This window comes from Microbacterium sp. NPDC087592 (assembly GCF_044743585.1).
Lineage (GTDB): Bacteria > Actinomycetota > Actinomycetes > Actinomycetales > Microbacteriaceae > Microbacterium.
Genome location: NZ_JBIUWT010000004.1, coordinates 234,726 through 249,382, shown reverse-complemented (window position 1 = coordinate 249,382; position 14,657 = coordinate 234,726). Strand labels below are relative to the sequence as shown.

Annotated in this window: 18 protein-coding genes and 1 tRNA gene; 7 read left to right on the top strand and 12 right to left on the bottom strand. The window is 68.2% G+C overall.

The genetic code is table 11. The features are described 5' to 3' along the window. Window positions 1-7 precede the first annotated feature (7 nt). The 3 genes from smpB to ftsE form a co-directional block, all read right to left on the bottom strand. Window positions 8-484 (bottom strand): SsrA-binding protein SmpB, encoded by a 477-nt coding sequence (smpB, locus tag ACIOTO_RS19415; protein WP_021199784.1) that lies wholly within the window; start codon window positions 482-484, stop codon window positions 8-10. Between the two features lie 63 nt (window positions 485-547). Continuing rightward, on the bottom strand, window positions 548-1,462 hold the full coding sequence (ftsX, locus tag ACIOTO_RS19410; protein WP_029262498.1) for a permease-like cell division protein FtsX: 915 nt from the start codon (window positions 1,460-1,462) through the stop codon (window positions 548-550). Then, window positions 1,459-2,601, bottom strand: a complete 1,143-nt coding sequence (gene ftsE / locus ACIOTO_RS19405; RefSeq protein ID WP_400859116.1) for a cell division ATP-binding protein FtsE — start codon at window positions 2,599-2,601, stop codon at window positions 1,459-1,461. Before ftsE ends, ftsX begins: the two co-directional genes overlap by 4 nt. A 184-nt stretch (window positions 2,602-2,785) precedes the next feature. Here ftsE and ACIOTO_RS19400 point away from each other — a divergent pair, with 184 nt between their 5' ends. Both ACIOTO_RS19400 and ACIOTO_RS19395 read left to right on the top strand, forming a co-directional pair. After that, on the top strand, window positions 2,786-3,838 hold the full coding sequence (locus ACIOTO_RS19400; RefSeq protein WP_400859114.1) for a DUF2510 domain-containing protein: 1,053 nt from the start codon (window positions 2,786-2,788) through the stop codon (window positions 3,836-3,838). Between the two features lie 25 nt (window positions 3,839-3,863). Then, complete coding sequence (locus ACIOTO_RS19395; protein ID WP_400859112.1) at window positions 3,864-4,820, top strand: DUF2510 domain-containing protein; 957 nt, start codon at window positions 3,864-3,866, stop codon at window positions 4,818-4,820. 50 nt (window positions 4,821-4,870) lie between these two features. Here ACIOTO_RS19395 and prfB read toward each other — a convergent pair whose 3' ends face one another. Continuing rightward, window positions 4,871-5,980: a peptide chain release factor 2 gene (gene prfB / locus ACIOTO_RS19390; RefSeq protein WP_029262501.1), complete on the bottom strand. Its 1,110-nt coding sequence runs from the start codon at window positions 5,978-5,980 to the stop codon at window positions 4,871-4,873. 118 nt (window positions 5,981-6,098) lie between these two features. Between prfB and ACIOTO_RS19385 the strand changes: the two genes are divergently transcribed. Next, window positions 6,099-7,352, top strand: a complete 1,254-nt coding sequence (locus tag ACIOTO_RS19385; RefSeq protein WP_105710853.1) for an MFS transporter — start codon at window positions 6,099-6,101, stop codon at window positions 7,350-7,352. Further along, the gene (locus ACIOTO_RS19380; RefSeq protein WP_400859110.1) at window positions 7,349-7,909 is read left to right on the top strand and encodes an NUDIX hydrolase; all 561 of its coding nucleotides are present in this window, start codon (window positions 7,349-7,351) and stop codon (window positions 7,907-7,909) included. Before ACIOTO_RS19385 ends, ACIOTO_RS19380 begins: the two co-directional genes overlap by 4 nt. A 13-nt stretch (window positions 7,910-7,922) precedes the next feature. On the opposite strand, the gene ACIOTO_RS19375 is transcribed toward ACIOTO_RS19380, so the two are convergent. From ACIOTO_RS19375 to ACIOTO_RS19345, 7 genes are read right to left on the bottom strand one after another with little or no spacing between them, the layout of a single operon-like run. Next, window positions 7,923-8,363 carry a pilus assembly protein TadG-related protein gene (locus ACIOTO_RS19375; RefSeq protein ID WP_400859108.1) on the bottom strand — a complete coding sequence of 147 codons (441 nt, stop codon included), beginning with the start codon at window positions 8,361-8,363 and terminating at the stop codon, window positions 7,923-7,925. Further along, window positions 8,360-8,815, bottom strand: coding sequence for a TadE family protein (locus ACIOTO_RS19370; protein WP_400859106.1), 456 nt, complete (start codon window positions 8,813-8,815; stop codon window positions 8,360-8,362). The genes ACIOTO_RS19375 and ACIOTO_RS19370 overlap by 4 nt, the downstream gene beginning before the upstream one ends. After that, window positions 8,784-9,185, bottom strand: coding sequence for a TadE/TadG family type IV pilus assembly protein (locus ACIOTO_RS19365; RefSeq protein WP_400859105.1), 402 nt, complete (start codon window positions 9,183-9,185; stop codon window positions 8,784-8,786). The genes ACIOTO_RS19370 and ACIOTO_RS19365 overlap by 32 nt, the downstream gene beginning before the upstream one ends. A gap of 1 nt (window position 9,186) precedes the next feature. Beyond that, complete coding sequence (locus ACIOTO_RS19360; RefSeq protein ID WP_400859104.1) at window positions 9,187-9,417, bottom strand: hypothetical protein; 231 nt, start codon at window positions 9,415-9,417, stop codon at window positions 9,187-9,189. A 33-nt stretch (window positions 9,418-9,450) separates the two neighbouring features. Then, a complete protein-coding gene (locus ACIOTO_RS19355) occupies window positions 9,451-10,389 on the bottom strand; it encodes a type II secretion system F family protein (protein ID WP_400859102.1) in 939 nt (312 codons plus the stop codon). Beyond that, window positions 10,386-11,243 (bottom strand): type II secretion system F family protein, encoded by an 858-nt coding sequence (locus ACIOTO_RS19350; protein WP_400859100.1) that lies wholly within the window; start codon window positions 11,241-11,243, stop codon window positions 10,386-10,388. Before ACIOTO_RS19350 ends, ACIOTO_RS19355 begins: the two co-directional genes overlap by 4 nt. Then, on the bottom strand, window positions 11,240-12,343 hold the full coding sequence (locus tag ACIOTO_RS19345; RefSeq protein WP_400859099.1) for a CpaF family protein: 1,104 nt from the start codon (window positions 12,341-12,343) through the stop codon (window positions 11,240-11,242). Before ACIOTO_RS19345 ends, ACIOTO_RS19350 begins: the two co-directional genes overlap by 4 nt. Before the next feature lie 228 nt (window positions 12,344-12,571). On the opposite strand from ACIOTO_RS19345, the gene ACIOTO_RS19340 reads away from it, so the two are divergent. From ACIOTO_RS19340 to ACIOTO_RS19330, 3 genes are all read left to right on the top strand, one after another. Then, on the top strand, window positions 12,572-12,787 hold the full coding sequence (locus tag ACIOTO_RS19340; RefSeq protein WP_146114827.1) for a hypothetical protein: 216 nt from the start codon (window positions 12,572-12,574) through the stop codon (window positions 12,785-12,787). 85 nt (window positions 12,788-12,872) lie between these two features. Continuing rightward, a tRNA-Leu gene (locus tag ACIOTO_RS19335) sits at window positions 12,873-12,954 on the top strand. A 96-nt stretch (window positions 12,955-13,050) separates the two neighbouring features. Beyond that, window positions 13,051-13,815 (top strand): DedA family protein, encoded by a 765-nt coding sequence (locus ACIOTO_RS19330; protein WP_029262511.1) that lies wholly within the window; start codon window positions 13,051-13,053, stop codon window positions 13,813-13,815. A 32-nt stretch (window positions 13,816-13,847) separates the two neighbouring features. Here the strand turns inward: ACIOTO_RS19330 and ACIOTO_RS19325 are convergent, their stop codons facing one another. Further along, window positions 13,848-14,657 carry a Ku protein gene (locus tag ACIOTO_RS19325; protein WP_400859096.1) on the bottom strand — a complete coding sequence of 270 codons (810 nt, stop codon included), beginning with the start codon at window positions 14,655-14,657 and terminating at the stop codon, window positions 13,848-13,850.

The window sequence follows — 14,657 nt, the reverse complement described above, 5'->3', positions numbered from 1 at the left end:
CCGGTCGCTACTCGCCCACGCGATTGCGCAGGCGCATGGCACGATCCGCCTCGCGGGTGTCCTGACGTTCGCGCAGGGTCTGCCGCTTGTCGTACTCGCGCTTTCCCTTGGCGAGGGCGATCTCGACCTTCGCCCGCCCATCGGAGAAGTACAGTTTCAGCGGGATCAGGGTGTATCCACCCGCAGAGACGGCATGCGCGATCTTGGCGATCTCCTCGCGATGCAGCAGCAGCTTGCGGATCCGCTTCGCGGAGTGATTGGTCCAATGCCCCTGGGAGTACTCCGGGATGTGCACCGAATCGAGGAAGACCTCGTTGCCCTTCACGAACGCGTAACCGTCACTGAGGTTGGCGCGCCCCTGACGCAGTGACTTGACCTCGGTGCCGGTGAGCACCATCCCCGCCTCGTACGACTTCTCGATCGTGTAGTCGTGACGTGCGCGACGATTGGTCGCGACGACCTTCTCTCCGCGTTCCCTGGGCATGATGCTCTCCTGTTGCCGTGATGAGCTCGATCGATCATTCCGACCGAGCAGCCTTTCAGGATATCAGGTACGGAGCCAACGCCTGATCGCGAAGCCGGCGGACAACGCGGCCAGGACGACGCCGATGCCGATCAGCACCGGGACGACGAGCATCGCGTCCTGCATCGTCACCCAGGTCGTGATGAACGGGACGCGGCCTCGCAGATAGCCGTTCACCCCGAAATGCATGCCGGCGACGACCGCGGCACTGGCCAGCGCCGAGCCGAGGAACGCCGCGAACACGCCTTCGAGCACGAACGGTGTCTGGATGAACCGGTTCGAGGCGCCGACCAGGCGCATGATGCCGATCTCCTTGCGACGCGCATACGCCGACAACCGGATCGTCGTCCCGATCAGCAGGGTCGCCGCTATCAGCATGAGCACCGCTATGCCGACGGCGATATACGTCGCGACGGTCAAAGCGGAGAACAGCGGTTCGAGGTATTGGAGCTGATCCTTGACCTGCTCCACTCCGGCCTGGCCGCTGAATGCCTCGGCGAGCACCTGCGACTGCCCCGGGTCTTTCATCGTCACGAAGAAGACCTCGAATGCCTGGTCGGGCGTGAGCACACTCGCCTGGTCCTCGCCGAGCTGCTCGACGAGCTTGGCGTACGTGTCCTCCTTGGTATCGAAGGTCAGCGAGCTGATGAGCGGTGCCAGCGCGTCGCCTTCGAGCTGCGCCCGGACCGCGGCCACCTGCTCCTCGCTCGCGGCTCCGTCGATGCAGGTGTCGGATTCCGAGACCGCGGAGCACATGTACACGGCGACCTGGGCACGCTCGGCCCAGTAACCCCGCATGACGCCGATCTGCGACTGCATCAGGATCGCCGCGCCGACGAAGGTGAGGGAGACGAAGGTGACGAGGATCACCGAGATGACCATCGAGATGTTCCGTCGGAGACCGCCCAGGGCCTCGGTCAGGATGAGTCCGATTCTCATGAGGTCGGGCCCACTTCCTCGTCGTCTTCGTCGGAGAGCCCGAGGCGATCTGCGACTCCGAGCTCGGCGACATCGACGGTGGGCAGGGTGATCGGGTGCGTGCGCGGTCGGACGACCGCCGGCGGCTCCGTCACGGTCGGCGGCTCGACGACGGCCGGTGGTTCCACGACGGTCGGCGGCTCCACGACAGCGGCGATGGCGCCGGTCGCCAGGACGGCGCTCGGCTCCGGTGGCTCGACCGTGCGCGGGGGTTCGGCCTTCTGCGGAGCACCTGCCGGAGCATCCGAGGCGCGCTCGTCTGCGGCGGCCTTCCGCTGGGAGCTGAGCTCCTCGGCCAAGGCAGCGCGGACCGAGGAGAGGTCCGCTGTCTGACGCTGGACCTCCTGGACCGCCGTCAACGCCGCTGCGGCGGCAGCACCGCGCACCTTCTCCGGCACGAGGCGCGGGATGTTGGAGGTGTCGCCGTATCCGCCGTGAACCTCGTCACGCACCATCTCGCCGTCGCGCAGCTCGATCACCCGGCGCTGCATCTGGTCGACGAAGCCGGCCTCATGCGTAGCCATCAGCACGGTCGTGCCGCCGGCGTTGATGCGCGCGAGAAGCTGCATGATGTCGACGGAGGTCGCAGGGTCGAGGTTGCCTGTGGGCTCGTCGGCGAGCAGCACCTGCGGACGATTGACGAGGGCACGAGCGATCGCGACGCGCTGCTGCTCGCCGCCGGACAGCTCATGCGGCATGCGCTTCTGCTTGCCGTCGAGTCCCACGAGCGCGAGCGCCTCGGGCACTGCCTGCTGGATGAATCCGCGCGAAGAGCCGGTCACCTGCAGGGTGAAGGCTACGTTCTGGTAGACCGTCTTCGACGGCAGGAGGCGGAAGTCCTGGAACACCGAACCGATGTGGCGCCGGAAGTAGGGCACCTTGCGGTTGGCGAGCGAACGGAGATCCCGGCCGAGCACGGCGACGCGGCCTGCCGTCGGTACGTCTTCGCGCAGGATCAGACGAAGACAGGAGGACTTGCCGGAGCCCGAGGCGCCGACGAGGAAGACGAACTCCCCGCGTTGCACTTCGAAGTCGACACCGGAGAGGGCGGGCTTCGACGTCCCGCGGTAGCGTTTCGTGACGTTCTCGAACCGAATCATGACGGTTCGAGCCTAAGCGCGCCCCTCCTGCTGACCGCGAGCGACACCCCGCACCGGCGCGTCCGCATCCGGAGAGCATGGGGATTGCTCCCCATCAGGAACTCCCTGCGAAGTCACCGGCCACTGCTATACATAAGGGTGCGGTCGCACCATGGAGCGGCCGAATCGTCTTCGAGGGGGACCCATGAGCACGACACCTGCAGGTTGGTACGACGACGGCAGCGGACGCCAGCGGTGGTGGGACGGTGAGCAGTGGACGGAGCACTTCGCTCCGGACACGACCGCCGCAGCCGATGCGGAGTCGACACCGGTGGCACCGGATGCCGCCGAGGCGTCGACCGGAATCGAGACACCGGCGACCGACGCTCCCGCCGTCGACGAGGAGCCCTCTTATGACTCACCGGAGGCACCGTCCACCGATGACACCGTGATCCGCACCTCCGCCGAGGCGCCGACCGCCGCGACCACACCGCTCGGCGACGACGTGGCCGCCTACGCGGCTCCGGCAGCGCCCGACTACTCCCCCACGGCCACGCCGGAACAGCCCGTGTCGAGCTACCCGGGCGCGGCTCCGGCATACCCCGGCGCGGGCGCACCGTCCGGCTATCCCGCAGCTGCCCCGTACGTGCAGACCGAGCCGGAAGCTCCGAAGAAGCTGTCGGTGCTCGGACTCGTCGGACTCGGACTGTCGGCCGTCGGCACGATCCTGGCGTTCATCCCGCTGATCGGCTTCATCGGCTTCATCCTCCTCGGCGCGGGCTTCATCGTCTCCCTCATCTCGCTCTTCCTGAAGGGGAAGAAGTGGCCGGGGATCGCCGGCCTGATCCTCTCCGTGGTCGGCGGCATCATCAGCGCCGTGATGTTCTTCGTCTTCTTCTTCGCTATCGCCCAGAACGCGAGTGAAGAGATGAACAACCTGCCCAGCTCCTCGCCGTCGATCGAAGCCACCGAGCCGGGCGAGACCGACGGGACGGACGGCGCCGACGACGGCACGCGTCCCACCTCGGCCGAGGTGGCGGTCGGACTGACCGCGATCCTGGCCGCCGAAGGCACGGAGGGCTACACCGAGCCGCAGATCACGTGCCTCTCGGACCTTCTCGTCGAGTCCGAGCTCGACAACTCGACGCTGCGCGCGATCGCGGAGAGCGACGGCACGCTGACGGATGTCGACGCCGCGTACGGTTTCGCCGAGGTACTGGGCGACACCGAAGCCATCACCGCGTGCTTCGTCCCCTGAGCCGTCGGACGAGCGGAACCATCTGATGACGACTCCTGCCGGCTGGTATGACGACGGCTCCGGCAGCCTGCGGTGGTGGGACGGCACGCAGTGGACCGCGCACGTGCGGACCTCCGACGGTGCGCCGGTGGCCCCGGAACGACCGCCGGTCGAGCCGGTTGCCTCCGCCGTGCCGTCGCCCGGCACAGCGCCCTTCGCCCCGCCCTACACGCTGCCCTCGTCGGGGGTATCGACCGAGCGGGTGATCGCGCCCGACCTCGTCGGAGCACCCGGCGGGGCGTGGGGTGCGCCGGCACCGCAGCCACCCGCGCCCGGAGTGTCGGTGCTCGGAATCATCGGTCTCGCGGTGGTAGTCGTCGGCGTCGTGTGCGCCTGCATCCCGGTGATCTCGATCGTCGGCTGGGCGCTTCTCGGCGTCGGATTCGTACTGTCGCTCGTGTCCCTGTTCCTCCGCGGCCGCAAGTGGCCGGGGATCACGGGGCTGGTGGTGTCGGCGATCGGAGCGCTCCTGGCGTTCGCCGTGTCGCTGCTGCTGATCGCGACCGTCTCGGCCCCGGCCGACGCCGCTGCGAGCGCCGAGGAGCGCACGGACCCCGCGTCGATCGAGGGTGCCGAGATGGTGCCCTTCGCCGAGCTCGAGGTCGGCGACTGCCTGCCGTTCGTCGACTACGAGGACACGGGTCAGATCTACGAGTTGCCCGTCGTCCCGTGCGAGCGGCCGCATACGGATGAGGTGTACTTCATCTTCGAGGTCGATGAGGAGGCGTTCCCCGGCGACGATGCTCTCGGCGAAGCGGCATGGGACGGCTGCGCCTCGCACTTCGACGCATACGTCGGCATCGCCTACGAAGACTCGGTGCTGGATTTCTACACCTATCAGCCGACGGAGACCTCCTGGGCCCGCGCAGACGATCGCACCGTCCAGTGCATCCTGTACAGCTATGAAGACGTGACCGGCACTCTCGAGGGTGCGAAATACTGACGAGTCACACGAAGAAGGCCCCGGAGTTATCCGGGGCCTTCTTCATGGATTCAGTCTTCGATCTTGCGCTTGCGCCAGCGGATGCCCGCGGAGATGAAGTCATCCAGGTCTCCGTCGAACACGGCAGCCGGGTTGCCCGACTCCTGGCCGGTGCGCAGATCCTTCACCAGCTGCTGGCCGTAGAGGAAGTACGAGCGCATCTGGTCGCCCCAGCTCGCGGTGATGTTGCCCGCGAGCTCCTTCTTCTTCGCTGCTTCCTGTTCCTTCTGCAACAGCAGCAGTCGGGTCTGCAGCACGCGCATGGCGGCGGCGCGGTTCTGAATCTGCGACTTCTCGTTCTGCATCGACACGACGATGCCGGTCGGAAGGTGCGTCAGGCGCACAGCGGAGTCGGTCGTGTTGACCGACTGACCGCCGGGGCCGGAGGACCGGAACACATCGACGCGGATGTCGTTCTCGGGGATGTCGACCTCGGTCGCCTCCTCCATCAGCGGGATGACCTCGACCGCGGCGAACGACGTCTGACGCTTGTCGGCTGATCCGAACGGGCTGATGCGGGCCAGACGGTGGGTGCCGGCCTCGACCGAGATGGTGCCGAACGCGTAGGGCGCGTCGATCTCGAACGTCGCCGACTTGATGCCGGCGCCCTCCGCGTAGGAGGTGTCCATGACCTTGACCGGGTACTTGTGGCGCTCGGCCCAGCGCAGGTACATGCGCATCAGCATCTCGGCGAAGTCGGTGGCGTCGTCGCCGCCCGCACCGGAGCGGATGGTGATGATGGCGCTGCGCTCGTCGTACTCGCCGTCGAGCAGAGTCTGCACCTCGAGCTGGTTGATCAGGTCAGTGAGCGAGGCGAGTTCGGTGCGAGCCTCCTGCGCGGACTCCTCATCCCCCATCTCGTTCGCGAGACCCACGAGCACCTCGAGGTCGTCGAGACGCTGCGCGATGCCGGTGATGCGGGCGAGCTCGGACTGACGGTGGCTGAGTGCGCTGGTGACCTTCTGCGCGTTCTCGGTGTCGTCCCAGAGGTCGGGGGCACCGGCCTCCTCGCTGAGACGCGCGATGTCGTCGCGGAGACGGGAGACATCGACGACCTCGCTGATGTCGCCGAAGGTGTGCCTGAGCGCCTGGATTTCGGCGGAGAGATCTAGTTCGAGCATGACACCTCAGCCTAACGTGCCGCCCGCACGCACGGGGACCTCGTCTTCGACGGCACATCGGCCGGAGTAGCGTGAAGACGTGAGCAGTGCATCGGCGGTCCTTCGACAGTTCGGACCCATGGTGTACCTGCCGACGGTCCTGTTCGCGCTCGGCGAGGGCGCCGTGATCCCGCTCATCCCGGTGCTGGCGGCATCCATGGGCGCAGACGTGGCGTTCGCCGCGCTCGTGGCGTCGGCGTTGGTGATCGGCCAGCTGTGCGGCAACCTCCCTGCCGGATGGGCGGTGGGCAGGATCGGCGAGCGGTACACGATGGTGATCGCCGGCGTGATCGCGATCATCGCAGGGATCGGGATGGTGTTCGCACCCTCGCTCGGCGTGCTCGCGGCGTCGGTGTTCCTGCTCGGCATCTGCGCGGCGGCCTTCGGCCTCGCCCGTCACGCGTTCATGACCACCCGCGTGCCGGTCGCCTTCCGTGCGCGCTCCCTCTCGCTGCTCGGCGGCAGCTTCCGCCTCGGAATCTTCATCGGGCCGTTCGTCGCCGCCGGGCTCCTGCAGCTCTTCGGCAGCGAGAGTGCGGCGATCTGGTTCTTCCTGGGCTGCCTCGTCGTGATGGTCGTGCTGGTCCTCTTCGGGCCCGACCCCGAGAAAGCGATCGCTCCCCTTCCGTCGACCACTCACGAGCGCTATCTGGAGGACTCCGGTGAGGCCGTGAGCGGATCCATCCCGACGATCGAACGGCTGGGGATCTTCCAGACCATGTGGCGACAGCGCGCGGTGCTCGGGCGCCTCGGACTGGCCGCCGCCTCACTCTCCGCCGTCCGATCCGCCCGACAGGTCGTGCTCCCTCTGTGGGGACTCTCGCTGGGACTGGATGCCTCGACGATCGCCCTCGTGGTCGGCGTCTCCGGCGCGATCGACTTCGCGCTGTTCTATGCGAGTGGCCAGGTGATGGACCGCTTCGGGCGGTTGTGGGCGGCGATGCCCGCGATGGTGCTGATGGGTGCCGGCTTCCTCGCCCTGTCGTTCACGCACGATGTCGACGCCGCGGTGCTGTGGTTCGGGATGTTCGCGGCGGTGCTGGGCGTCGGCAACGGCCTGTCCAGCGGCATCCTGCTGACTCTCGGCGCGGACGTGGCCCCGAAGCGCGAGCCGGCCGCCTTCCTGGGCTCCTGGCGGACACTGACCGATGCCGGCGGTGCGCTCGCGCCGTTGCTGGTCTCGGCGATCACCGCCGTCGCCGCACTGCCGTTCGCCGCAGCCGCCATGGGTGTGATCGGTCTCGTCGGCGCGGCAGGGTTCGTGCGCTGGATACCGAGATTCGTGCCGCGGGAGCGACCGAACGACAACCCGACCGACGAGGGTGCGGAATGATCACGAATCTGACGGCCGATGCCCATCGTCTGGTCTCGACGTTCGTGCCCCGCTCCGAACGTGACCGCCGCGCACACGCGGACTTCGCCTCGTTCTTCGGGGAGGCCCGGGGGCCGGTGCATCGTGGCTCGGGTCCGGATCATCTGACCGCCTCGTGCGTGGTCTTCGACGCCGCGCTGCAACACACGCTGCTCGTCTTCCACCGCAAGGGACAGTTCTGGGTGCAGCCGGGGGGTCACGTCGAGGGCGGCGACGACTCTGTTGTGAGCGCAGCATTGCGGGAGCTGCGTGAGGAGACCGGTATCGTGACGGACCCACCGGCCGCTCCCCTCGCGTACGACCTCGACCACCATGCGCTGTCGTCCCGCTTCGGCGTCTGCGCCTCGCACCTCGACATCGGGATCGCCGTCGTGGTCGATCGAGATGCAGTGCTCACCGTCAGCGACGAATCCGAGGATCTGCGCTGGTGGCCGGTCGACGCGCTGCCTACCGAGATACCGCCACAGCTCGAGCCCCGGCTCGACGGTCTGCTCGCGCAGCTACGCGATCCCCGCTGAACCGACTCGCTCGTCAACGCAGCGCGGTGCGACTCGTCGCCGTGGACTCCAGGCGGACGCCGTCGGGCACGAACGGGGACGACAGGGGCGGATGCCACGAGGCCGCCACGGTCACTCGCGCAGACACCCCGTCCGGAGTCCTGGCCGAGACGAGTGACGCTTCCCCCGGCAATGCACTCACCAACTCGGCCGCCTGCTCCGTCACCGCGGCATCCGTCAGCTCGGCCCGAACCCCGCCATCGATCGCCTGCACGGTGAATCCGTCCGCCCCGGCGAGCGCGGCGGAGTCGGCGAGCGCGTCCAGTCGCTTCTGCGCGAGATAGAGGTCGGTGGCGCAGACACACACGAAGATCACCACCAGGGCGAGGAGCACATAGCCGAGGATCAACGGAAGCGTGCTGCCGTCATCGCCCATGCCGGCCGCCCGCGCTCCGCGCATACTGCGGCCGCTCACTCCGAGCCCCAGAGCCTCGACATCTTCTGCACGGATTGCGCCTGCACGGGCACCGCGGTGGATCGATCCAAGGCGAGGATCTCCGGCACCAGCGGGAGTCGCGCCCGCGTGGCGACGGTGACGATGATCGTCGCTCCGGCAGAAGGGCATTCGGTGCCCGTGGGGCGACAGGAGAGTGTGAGATCGACCGCGCCGGCATCGAGCCCGTACTCGTCGATCACCTGTGCGAGCACGACGTCGCCGCGTGCCGCGGCCGACGCGGCGTCGGGAGCCTGCGCGATGGCGCGGGCGATGTGGCGAGCGGCCGCCTCCGCTCCGAGAATCTGCTCCTGGATCGTTCCGAGTGCGACGACGAGGTAGATCATCGGCACCAGGAGGATCACTCCGACGGTGATGAACTCGAGCGCCGCGGAACCGGCGTCATCGATCGCCGAACGCCTCCACCGGTGCATGCGCCTCCACCTCCATCGCGAACGGCACGCCGATCAATCCGAGGAGGGGAAAGGTCGAGCGCACTCGCACGTCCACGGTCTCCTGCCCCGTAGCACCCGAGGCACCGATCCGAACGTCCTCGGCATAGGACGCGCCGATCGCGCGGGTGATCACCTCCTGGGTGCGCGCGATCCCCTCCTCCTGCGTCGTGTCGGCGAGGGCCGCTTGATAAGCCCCCTCCACGGCCGCGTCGTGGACGACGTTGCGCACGTACACGGCGAGCGCGAGCTGGAGGACTCCGAGCGTCAGCGCTGTGAGGAGCGTCCCGACCAGCAGGAACTCGACGGGGCTGGATCCCCGGTCGTCGGCGAGTGACCGCGCGAAGTGCATGTCAGAGCCCGGAGACGCGCTGGATCGCCTGCTCGAACAGGGTGGTCAGCGCCGGACCGGCCACAGCCCAGATCAAGACGACCAATCCGGCGGTCATCAGCGTGACGAGCACCCAGCCGGGTACGTCTCCGGTCTCGTCGCGGGCGAAAGCGTCGACGCGGCTCGCGACCGAGCGCCACGGGCGTCGCCGGGTGCCCTGACGATGACGGGTGTCCTGTCGTGGTGCGAACATGGTCGTCCTTTCATGGCTGATCGTCATGGCCGGTCAGCCGATACCGAGTCGGAGGATGAAGAGTCCCGGGTAGACGGCGAACAGCACCGACAGCGGGAGGATGAGGAAGACGAGCGGCAGCAGCATCAGGATCTCCTTGCGCCCTGCCTGTTCGATGAGCGTGCGCTTCGCGTCTTCCCGTGCGTCTCCCGCCTGCGCATGCAGCACGGCGGCGAGCGGTGCACCGTGCTCGAGGGCGGCGATCACCTGGTCGACGGCACGTGACAGCGCGGTCAGGTCGAGGCGTCTCGCCATCTCGGTCAGCGCATCGGCGAGCGGCGACCCGGTGCCGACCGCGACCACGACCCCACGGAGCTCGCCGGTCAGCTCGCCGGAGCCGACAGCGGCCACACGACGCAGAGCATCGAGGAACCCCTCGCCTGCCGACAGGCACAGGGCCAGGAACTCCAGGGTCGTCGGAAGCTCATCGGTGAGACGCACGCGGCGCGCCTTGGCCCGTGCCGACAGCTGCAGATCGTACGCGGTCGCGGCGGCGGCGCCGCACAGCAACGGCATGACGCCCGTGGGAACGGACAGCCGTCCGGTCAGGGCGAGCACGATCAGGACGACGGCGCCGGCCCCGATGCCGGCGAGCGCCCAGCCCAACTGCCTGCCACGGAACGTCGCCGGCTCCATAGCCACGCCCGCCTGGGAGAGCCGCCGCCGAAGCACCTCTCCGCCTCCGAGTATGCGCTCGAACACGTCCCGCAGCCCGCCCCACAGAGTTCGGGCGCTCGCGGGCAGGGTGCCCGCGAGCGGGAGGACTCCCCGCGGAAGGTCCTCATCCGGAACCACGTCTCGAACGTAGGGGCCGATCCGCACGGTCAGTGAGGCGGCCCTCCAGCGCGGGAGGCCGGAGAGGATGCTCAGCACCCCGACGGCGAAGCCGCCACCGACGAGAACGGCGCAGGCGAGGGCCGAGAACCCGCTCACCCGAACCACCGCCGAGGTTCCGGGAGCCGCCCGATGCGGACCATGATCTGGAAGGCGATGACCGAGACCCCCGCACCGACGCAGATGACGATCACCCCTTCCGGTGTGCCGTACGCCGATGCCCCTTCCGGCCGCATGACGAGCAGGCTGAGGATGACCCACGGCGCGATCGCGCCGAGGACGGCTGCGCCACGAATCCACGACTGTCGCGCCTCGACCTCTCCGCGCAGCGCGGCATCCGCCCGCACGGAGGTGGAGAGCGCGCGAAGCACGCCGACCAGCTCGGTGCCGCCGACCTGACGAGCCATCCGCAGCGTCTCGACGATGCGATCGCCGATCGGATCCGCCAACGACGACTTCAGCCGGTCGAGACTCGTCTCGAATCGACCACTCGACTGCAGGTCTCTGGCGAACACGCCGAACGCGGGTCGCAGCATCGTGGGCGCGGACTCGGACAGGCTCGCCACGGCATCGGGGAGGGAGAGCCCGACCCGGATCGACGCGATCAGAAGGTCGCAGACGTCGGGCCACAGCTGCCGACGCAGGCGGCGCAGCCGCAGCCGCCTTCCGCGCAGGAACATGATCGGCGTCAGGGCTCCCGCCGACGCGGCGAGCAGCACGAGGATGGGGAGCCCGGTCAGCAGCCATGCGGTGGAGGCGGCGATGAGCCCGGCGGCCATGATCACGGCGATGAGCGTGCGCGCCGAGAGACTGTCGAACCCCGCCTCGGCGTTCAAACGGATCAGTCGCGCCTTGGGGGCCGTCGGGGCTGCGTCCGGTCTCGGTGGCCACAGCCACGGAGACGCGCACAGGAGCACTCCGGCCGCGAGAACCGCCCCGAGGAGGAACGTCACGACGCGACCTCGGCCTGATAGATCCGGGTGGTGCGGATGCGTCCGTCATCGACGTCGCCGGTGGGAGCGATGATCTCCTGCACCCGCCGTTCCCCGGCACGGTCGCGGACGCAGTGCACCACGAGATCGACCGACGCCGCGAGCGCAGGAGCGATGAATCCGCGATCGATGTTCCGGCCGGCCAGCAACGGCAGGATGCTCAGCTTCTCGAGCGCCTCCGTGGCGGAGCTCGCGTGTACGGTGCAGGCACCGGGGACGCCGGTGTTGAGCGCGAGCACCAGATCGAGCGCCTCGGCGTCGCGCACCTCACCGACCACCAGCCGATCCGGCCGCATGCGCAGCGCTTCTTTGACCAGACGGCGCAGGGTGATCTCGCCTGTGCCTTCCAGGCTGGCCTGACGCCCTTGGAGCGCGACGAGGTCGGGGCCGTCGACGGCCAACTCGAAGGTCTCCTCGACCGTCACGATGCGCTGCGACCCGGCGCATGAGTCCAGCAGCGCGCCGAGAAGGGTCGTCTTTCCGGCATGCGTCGCCCCGGAGACGATCACGCTGCGGCCGTCGTGCATCGCGCCCCGCAGGGTCTCCGCGACGGTGGCGGGCATCATGCCCTGACGCGTCAATGCCTCGAGCGACCGGTACTTCGGCAGGAACTTGCGGATGTTGACGGCCCACGACCCTCGCACGACATCGGCGATGGCCACGTGCAGACGAGACCCGTCGGGTAGCGAAGCGTCGACGAACGGCTGACTGATGTCCACACGTCGTCCGGTGGACTGCAGCATCCGTTCGACGAGATCGCGCACCGCGATCTCGTCGAGTCGCAGCCGGGTCCGTTCCGCTACGCCCTCACGAGCCACGTGCACGTGGCCGGAGCCGTTCAGCCAGATCTCCTCGACCACGGGATCGTCGAGCAGGGGCTGCAGCGCCCCGAATCCGCTGAGGGATGCCAGCACCTCGCGGACGCACGCCGCCTCGTCCTCGATCAGGGCCTCCCCCCGCGCGAGGGCGCGGTCGTCATGACGACGCACCTCCGCGTGAGTGATCCGCCACGCCGAGTCCGGATCGACGGTGGGATCGATCCCCTCGGATCGGAGACGCATCCGCACACGTTCGGCGACAAGGGCGGAAGGATGACTCACCCCGGCATCTTCGCAACAATCCGCCGGGCGGGTCCGAAGTTATCCACAGCCATCTTGGGGACCGCCGGGAGCGCCGCCTCAGCACGACCCTCACCACATCCGTCGCCGTCGCGCAAGGGAGCAGACACCGTGGCCGCACCCTGCTCGACTCGGCGATGCATGACGTGATTTCAGCGAAAGGACACCGACATGACCGAGACCACTCCGTCCCCGTCGAACCCCGACGAGCCCTCTCCGCTCTTCCCCGATGAGCCGCTCGCCCCCAACCCGGAAGAGCCACTGGCCCCAAACCCCCAAGAGCCGCTGGCGCCGAACCCTCAGGAGCCGCTGGCGCCCAACCCCGAAGAACCTCTCGCGCCGAACCCGTCGGAGCCCGGCATCCCACCCTCGGCTCCTCACGCGTGAGGCGCGGCCCGTCGGCCGGCGGGGGCGAACTGCGGGCTGATCCCCAGACACGCGGTTTCAGCGGTCAGTAGACTGATTCCACCGCGCGGGAGTGGTGGAATTGGCAGACACGCAGGATTTAGGTTCCTGTGCCCCAGGGCGTGTGGGTTCAAGTCCCACCTTCCGCACGAGAGACGACGGCGGCCATCTCAGGCCGCCACGACATCGCTCTGTTCTACCGCCGACCAATCACGACCGACGGGACTCCCCCAGTGCTCGAAACCATGCTGCACGCGCCGACCGCTCTCATCCCCTGGCTCGACCCCCAGACGATCATCGGCGCGGCCGGGCCGTGGGCACTTCTCGTCGTGTGCTTCATCATCTTCGCCGAGACGGGTCTGCTGGTCGGGTTCCTGCTTCCCGGCGACACGCTGCTCATCATCGCGGGCCTGCTCACGCACACCAGCAACGTGTTCGGCGTGAACATCTGGGTCGTCTCGCTCCTGATCGCCCTCTCGGCGTTCATCGGCGGCGAAGTCGGCTATCTGATCGGCCACAAGGGCGGCCCGGCGATCTTCGAGCGCAAGGAATCGGGGCTCTTCAGCAAGAAGAACGTGGAGCGGACGAACGCGTTCTTCGAGCGCTTCGGCGGTCTCACGGTCATCCTGGCGCGCTTCGTCCCGATCGTGCGCACCTTCGCCCCGGTCGCAGCGGGCGTCGGACACATGCCGTGGCGTCGATACTCGCTGTACAACTTCATCGGCGCCATGATCTGGGGCTTCGGCCTCACGATGGTCGGCTACCTGATCGCCTACATCCCGTGGGTGCGCGATCTCGTCGTCGAGTACATCGACGTGATCCTGCTGATCGCGGTCGGCGGCACCGCTCTGGTTACGCTCTGGCACTACTTCTCCGAGCGCCACAAGGCGAAGAAGGCTGCAGCGGCCGGTGAAGACGTCGTGACGGATGCCGAAGAGGCGCAGGAGCTCGTCCTGGACGCCGACGTGTTCGACCGCGCGCCCGACCTGGACGGCGACGGCAAGCACTGAGTTCCCGGCGCCGTCACCGCGGTGCCGACCTCTCAGCCCGCGTTCTTGGCGCGTTCCTCCTTGGTGCGCGCGACGCTGGCGCGGAGCGCCTCCATCAAGTCGATGACCTCGCCGCCCTCGGCTGCCTTCTCGGCTTCGCCGAAGGTCTCTGCCACGTCGAATGTGTCGCCTGCCTCGATCTTCGCGTCGATGAGGGTGCGCAGCTCCTTCTGGTACTCGTCCACGAACTCCTCGGGATCGAAATCGGCCGAGTAGCTGTCGACGAGCGATGCCGAGAGCTCGAGCTCCTTCTTCGAGATCCGCACGTCCTCGTCCAGCGCGGGGAACTCGGCTTCGCGCACCTCGTCGGCCCACAGGAGCGTCTGCAGCACGAGCACCTTGCCCCGCACGCGGAGCGCCGCCAGCCTCGTCTTCTGTCGTAGCGTGAACCGCACGATCGCGGTGCGGTCGGTCTGCTCCAGGGTCTTCCGCAGCAGAACGTACGCCTTGGGAGACTTCGAGTCGGGCTCGAGGTAGTACGGCTTGTCGAGCGTGAGCAGATCGACCTGGTCGGACGGGACGAACTCGACCACGTCGATCTCCCGGCTCTTCTCCGCAGGGAGGGCTGCGAGGTCGTCCCTGGTGAGCACGACGGTCTGCCCCTCCTCGACGTAGGCGCGGTCGATGTCGGCGTATGCCACCGTCTCACCGCACACCTCGCAGGTGCGCTGGTAGCGGATGCGCCCGCCGTCCTTCTCGTGCACCTGATGCAGCGGCACGTCGTGGTCCTCGGTCGCGGAGTACACCTTGACCGGCACGTTCACGAGGCCGAACGTCAGCGCGCCCTTCCAGATCGTTCTCAT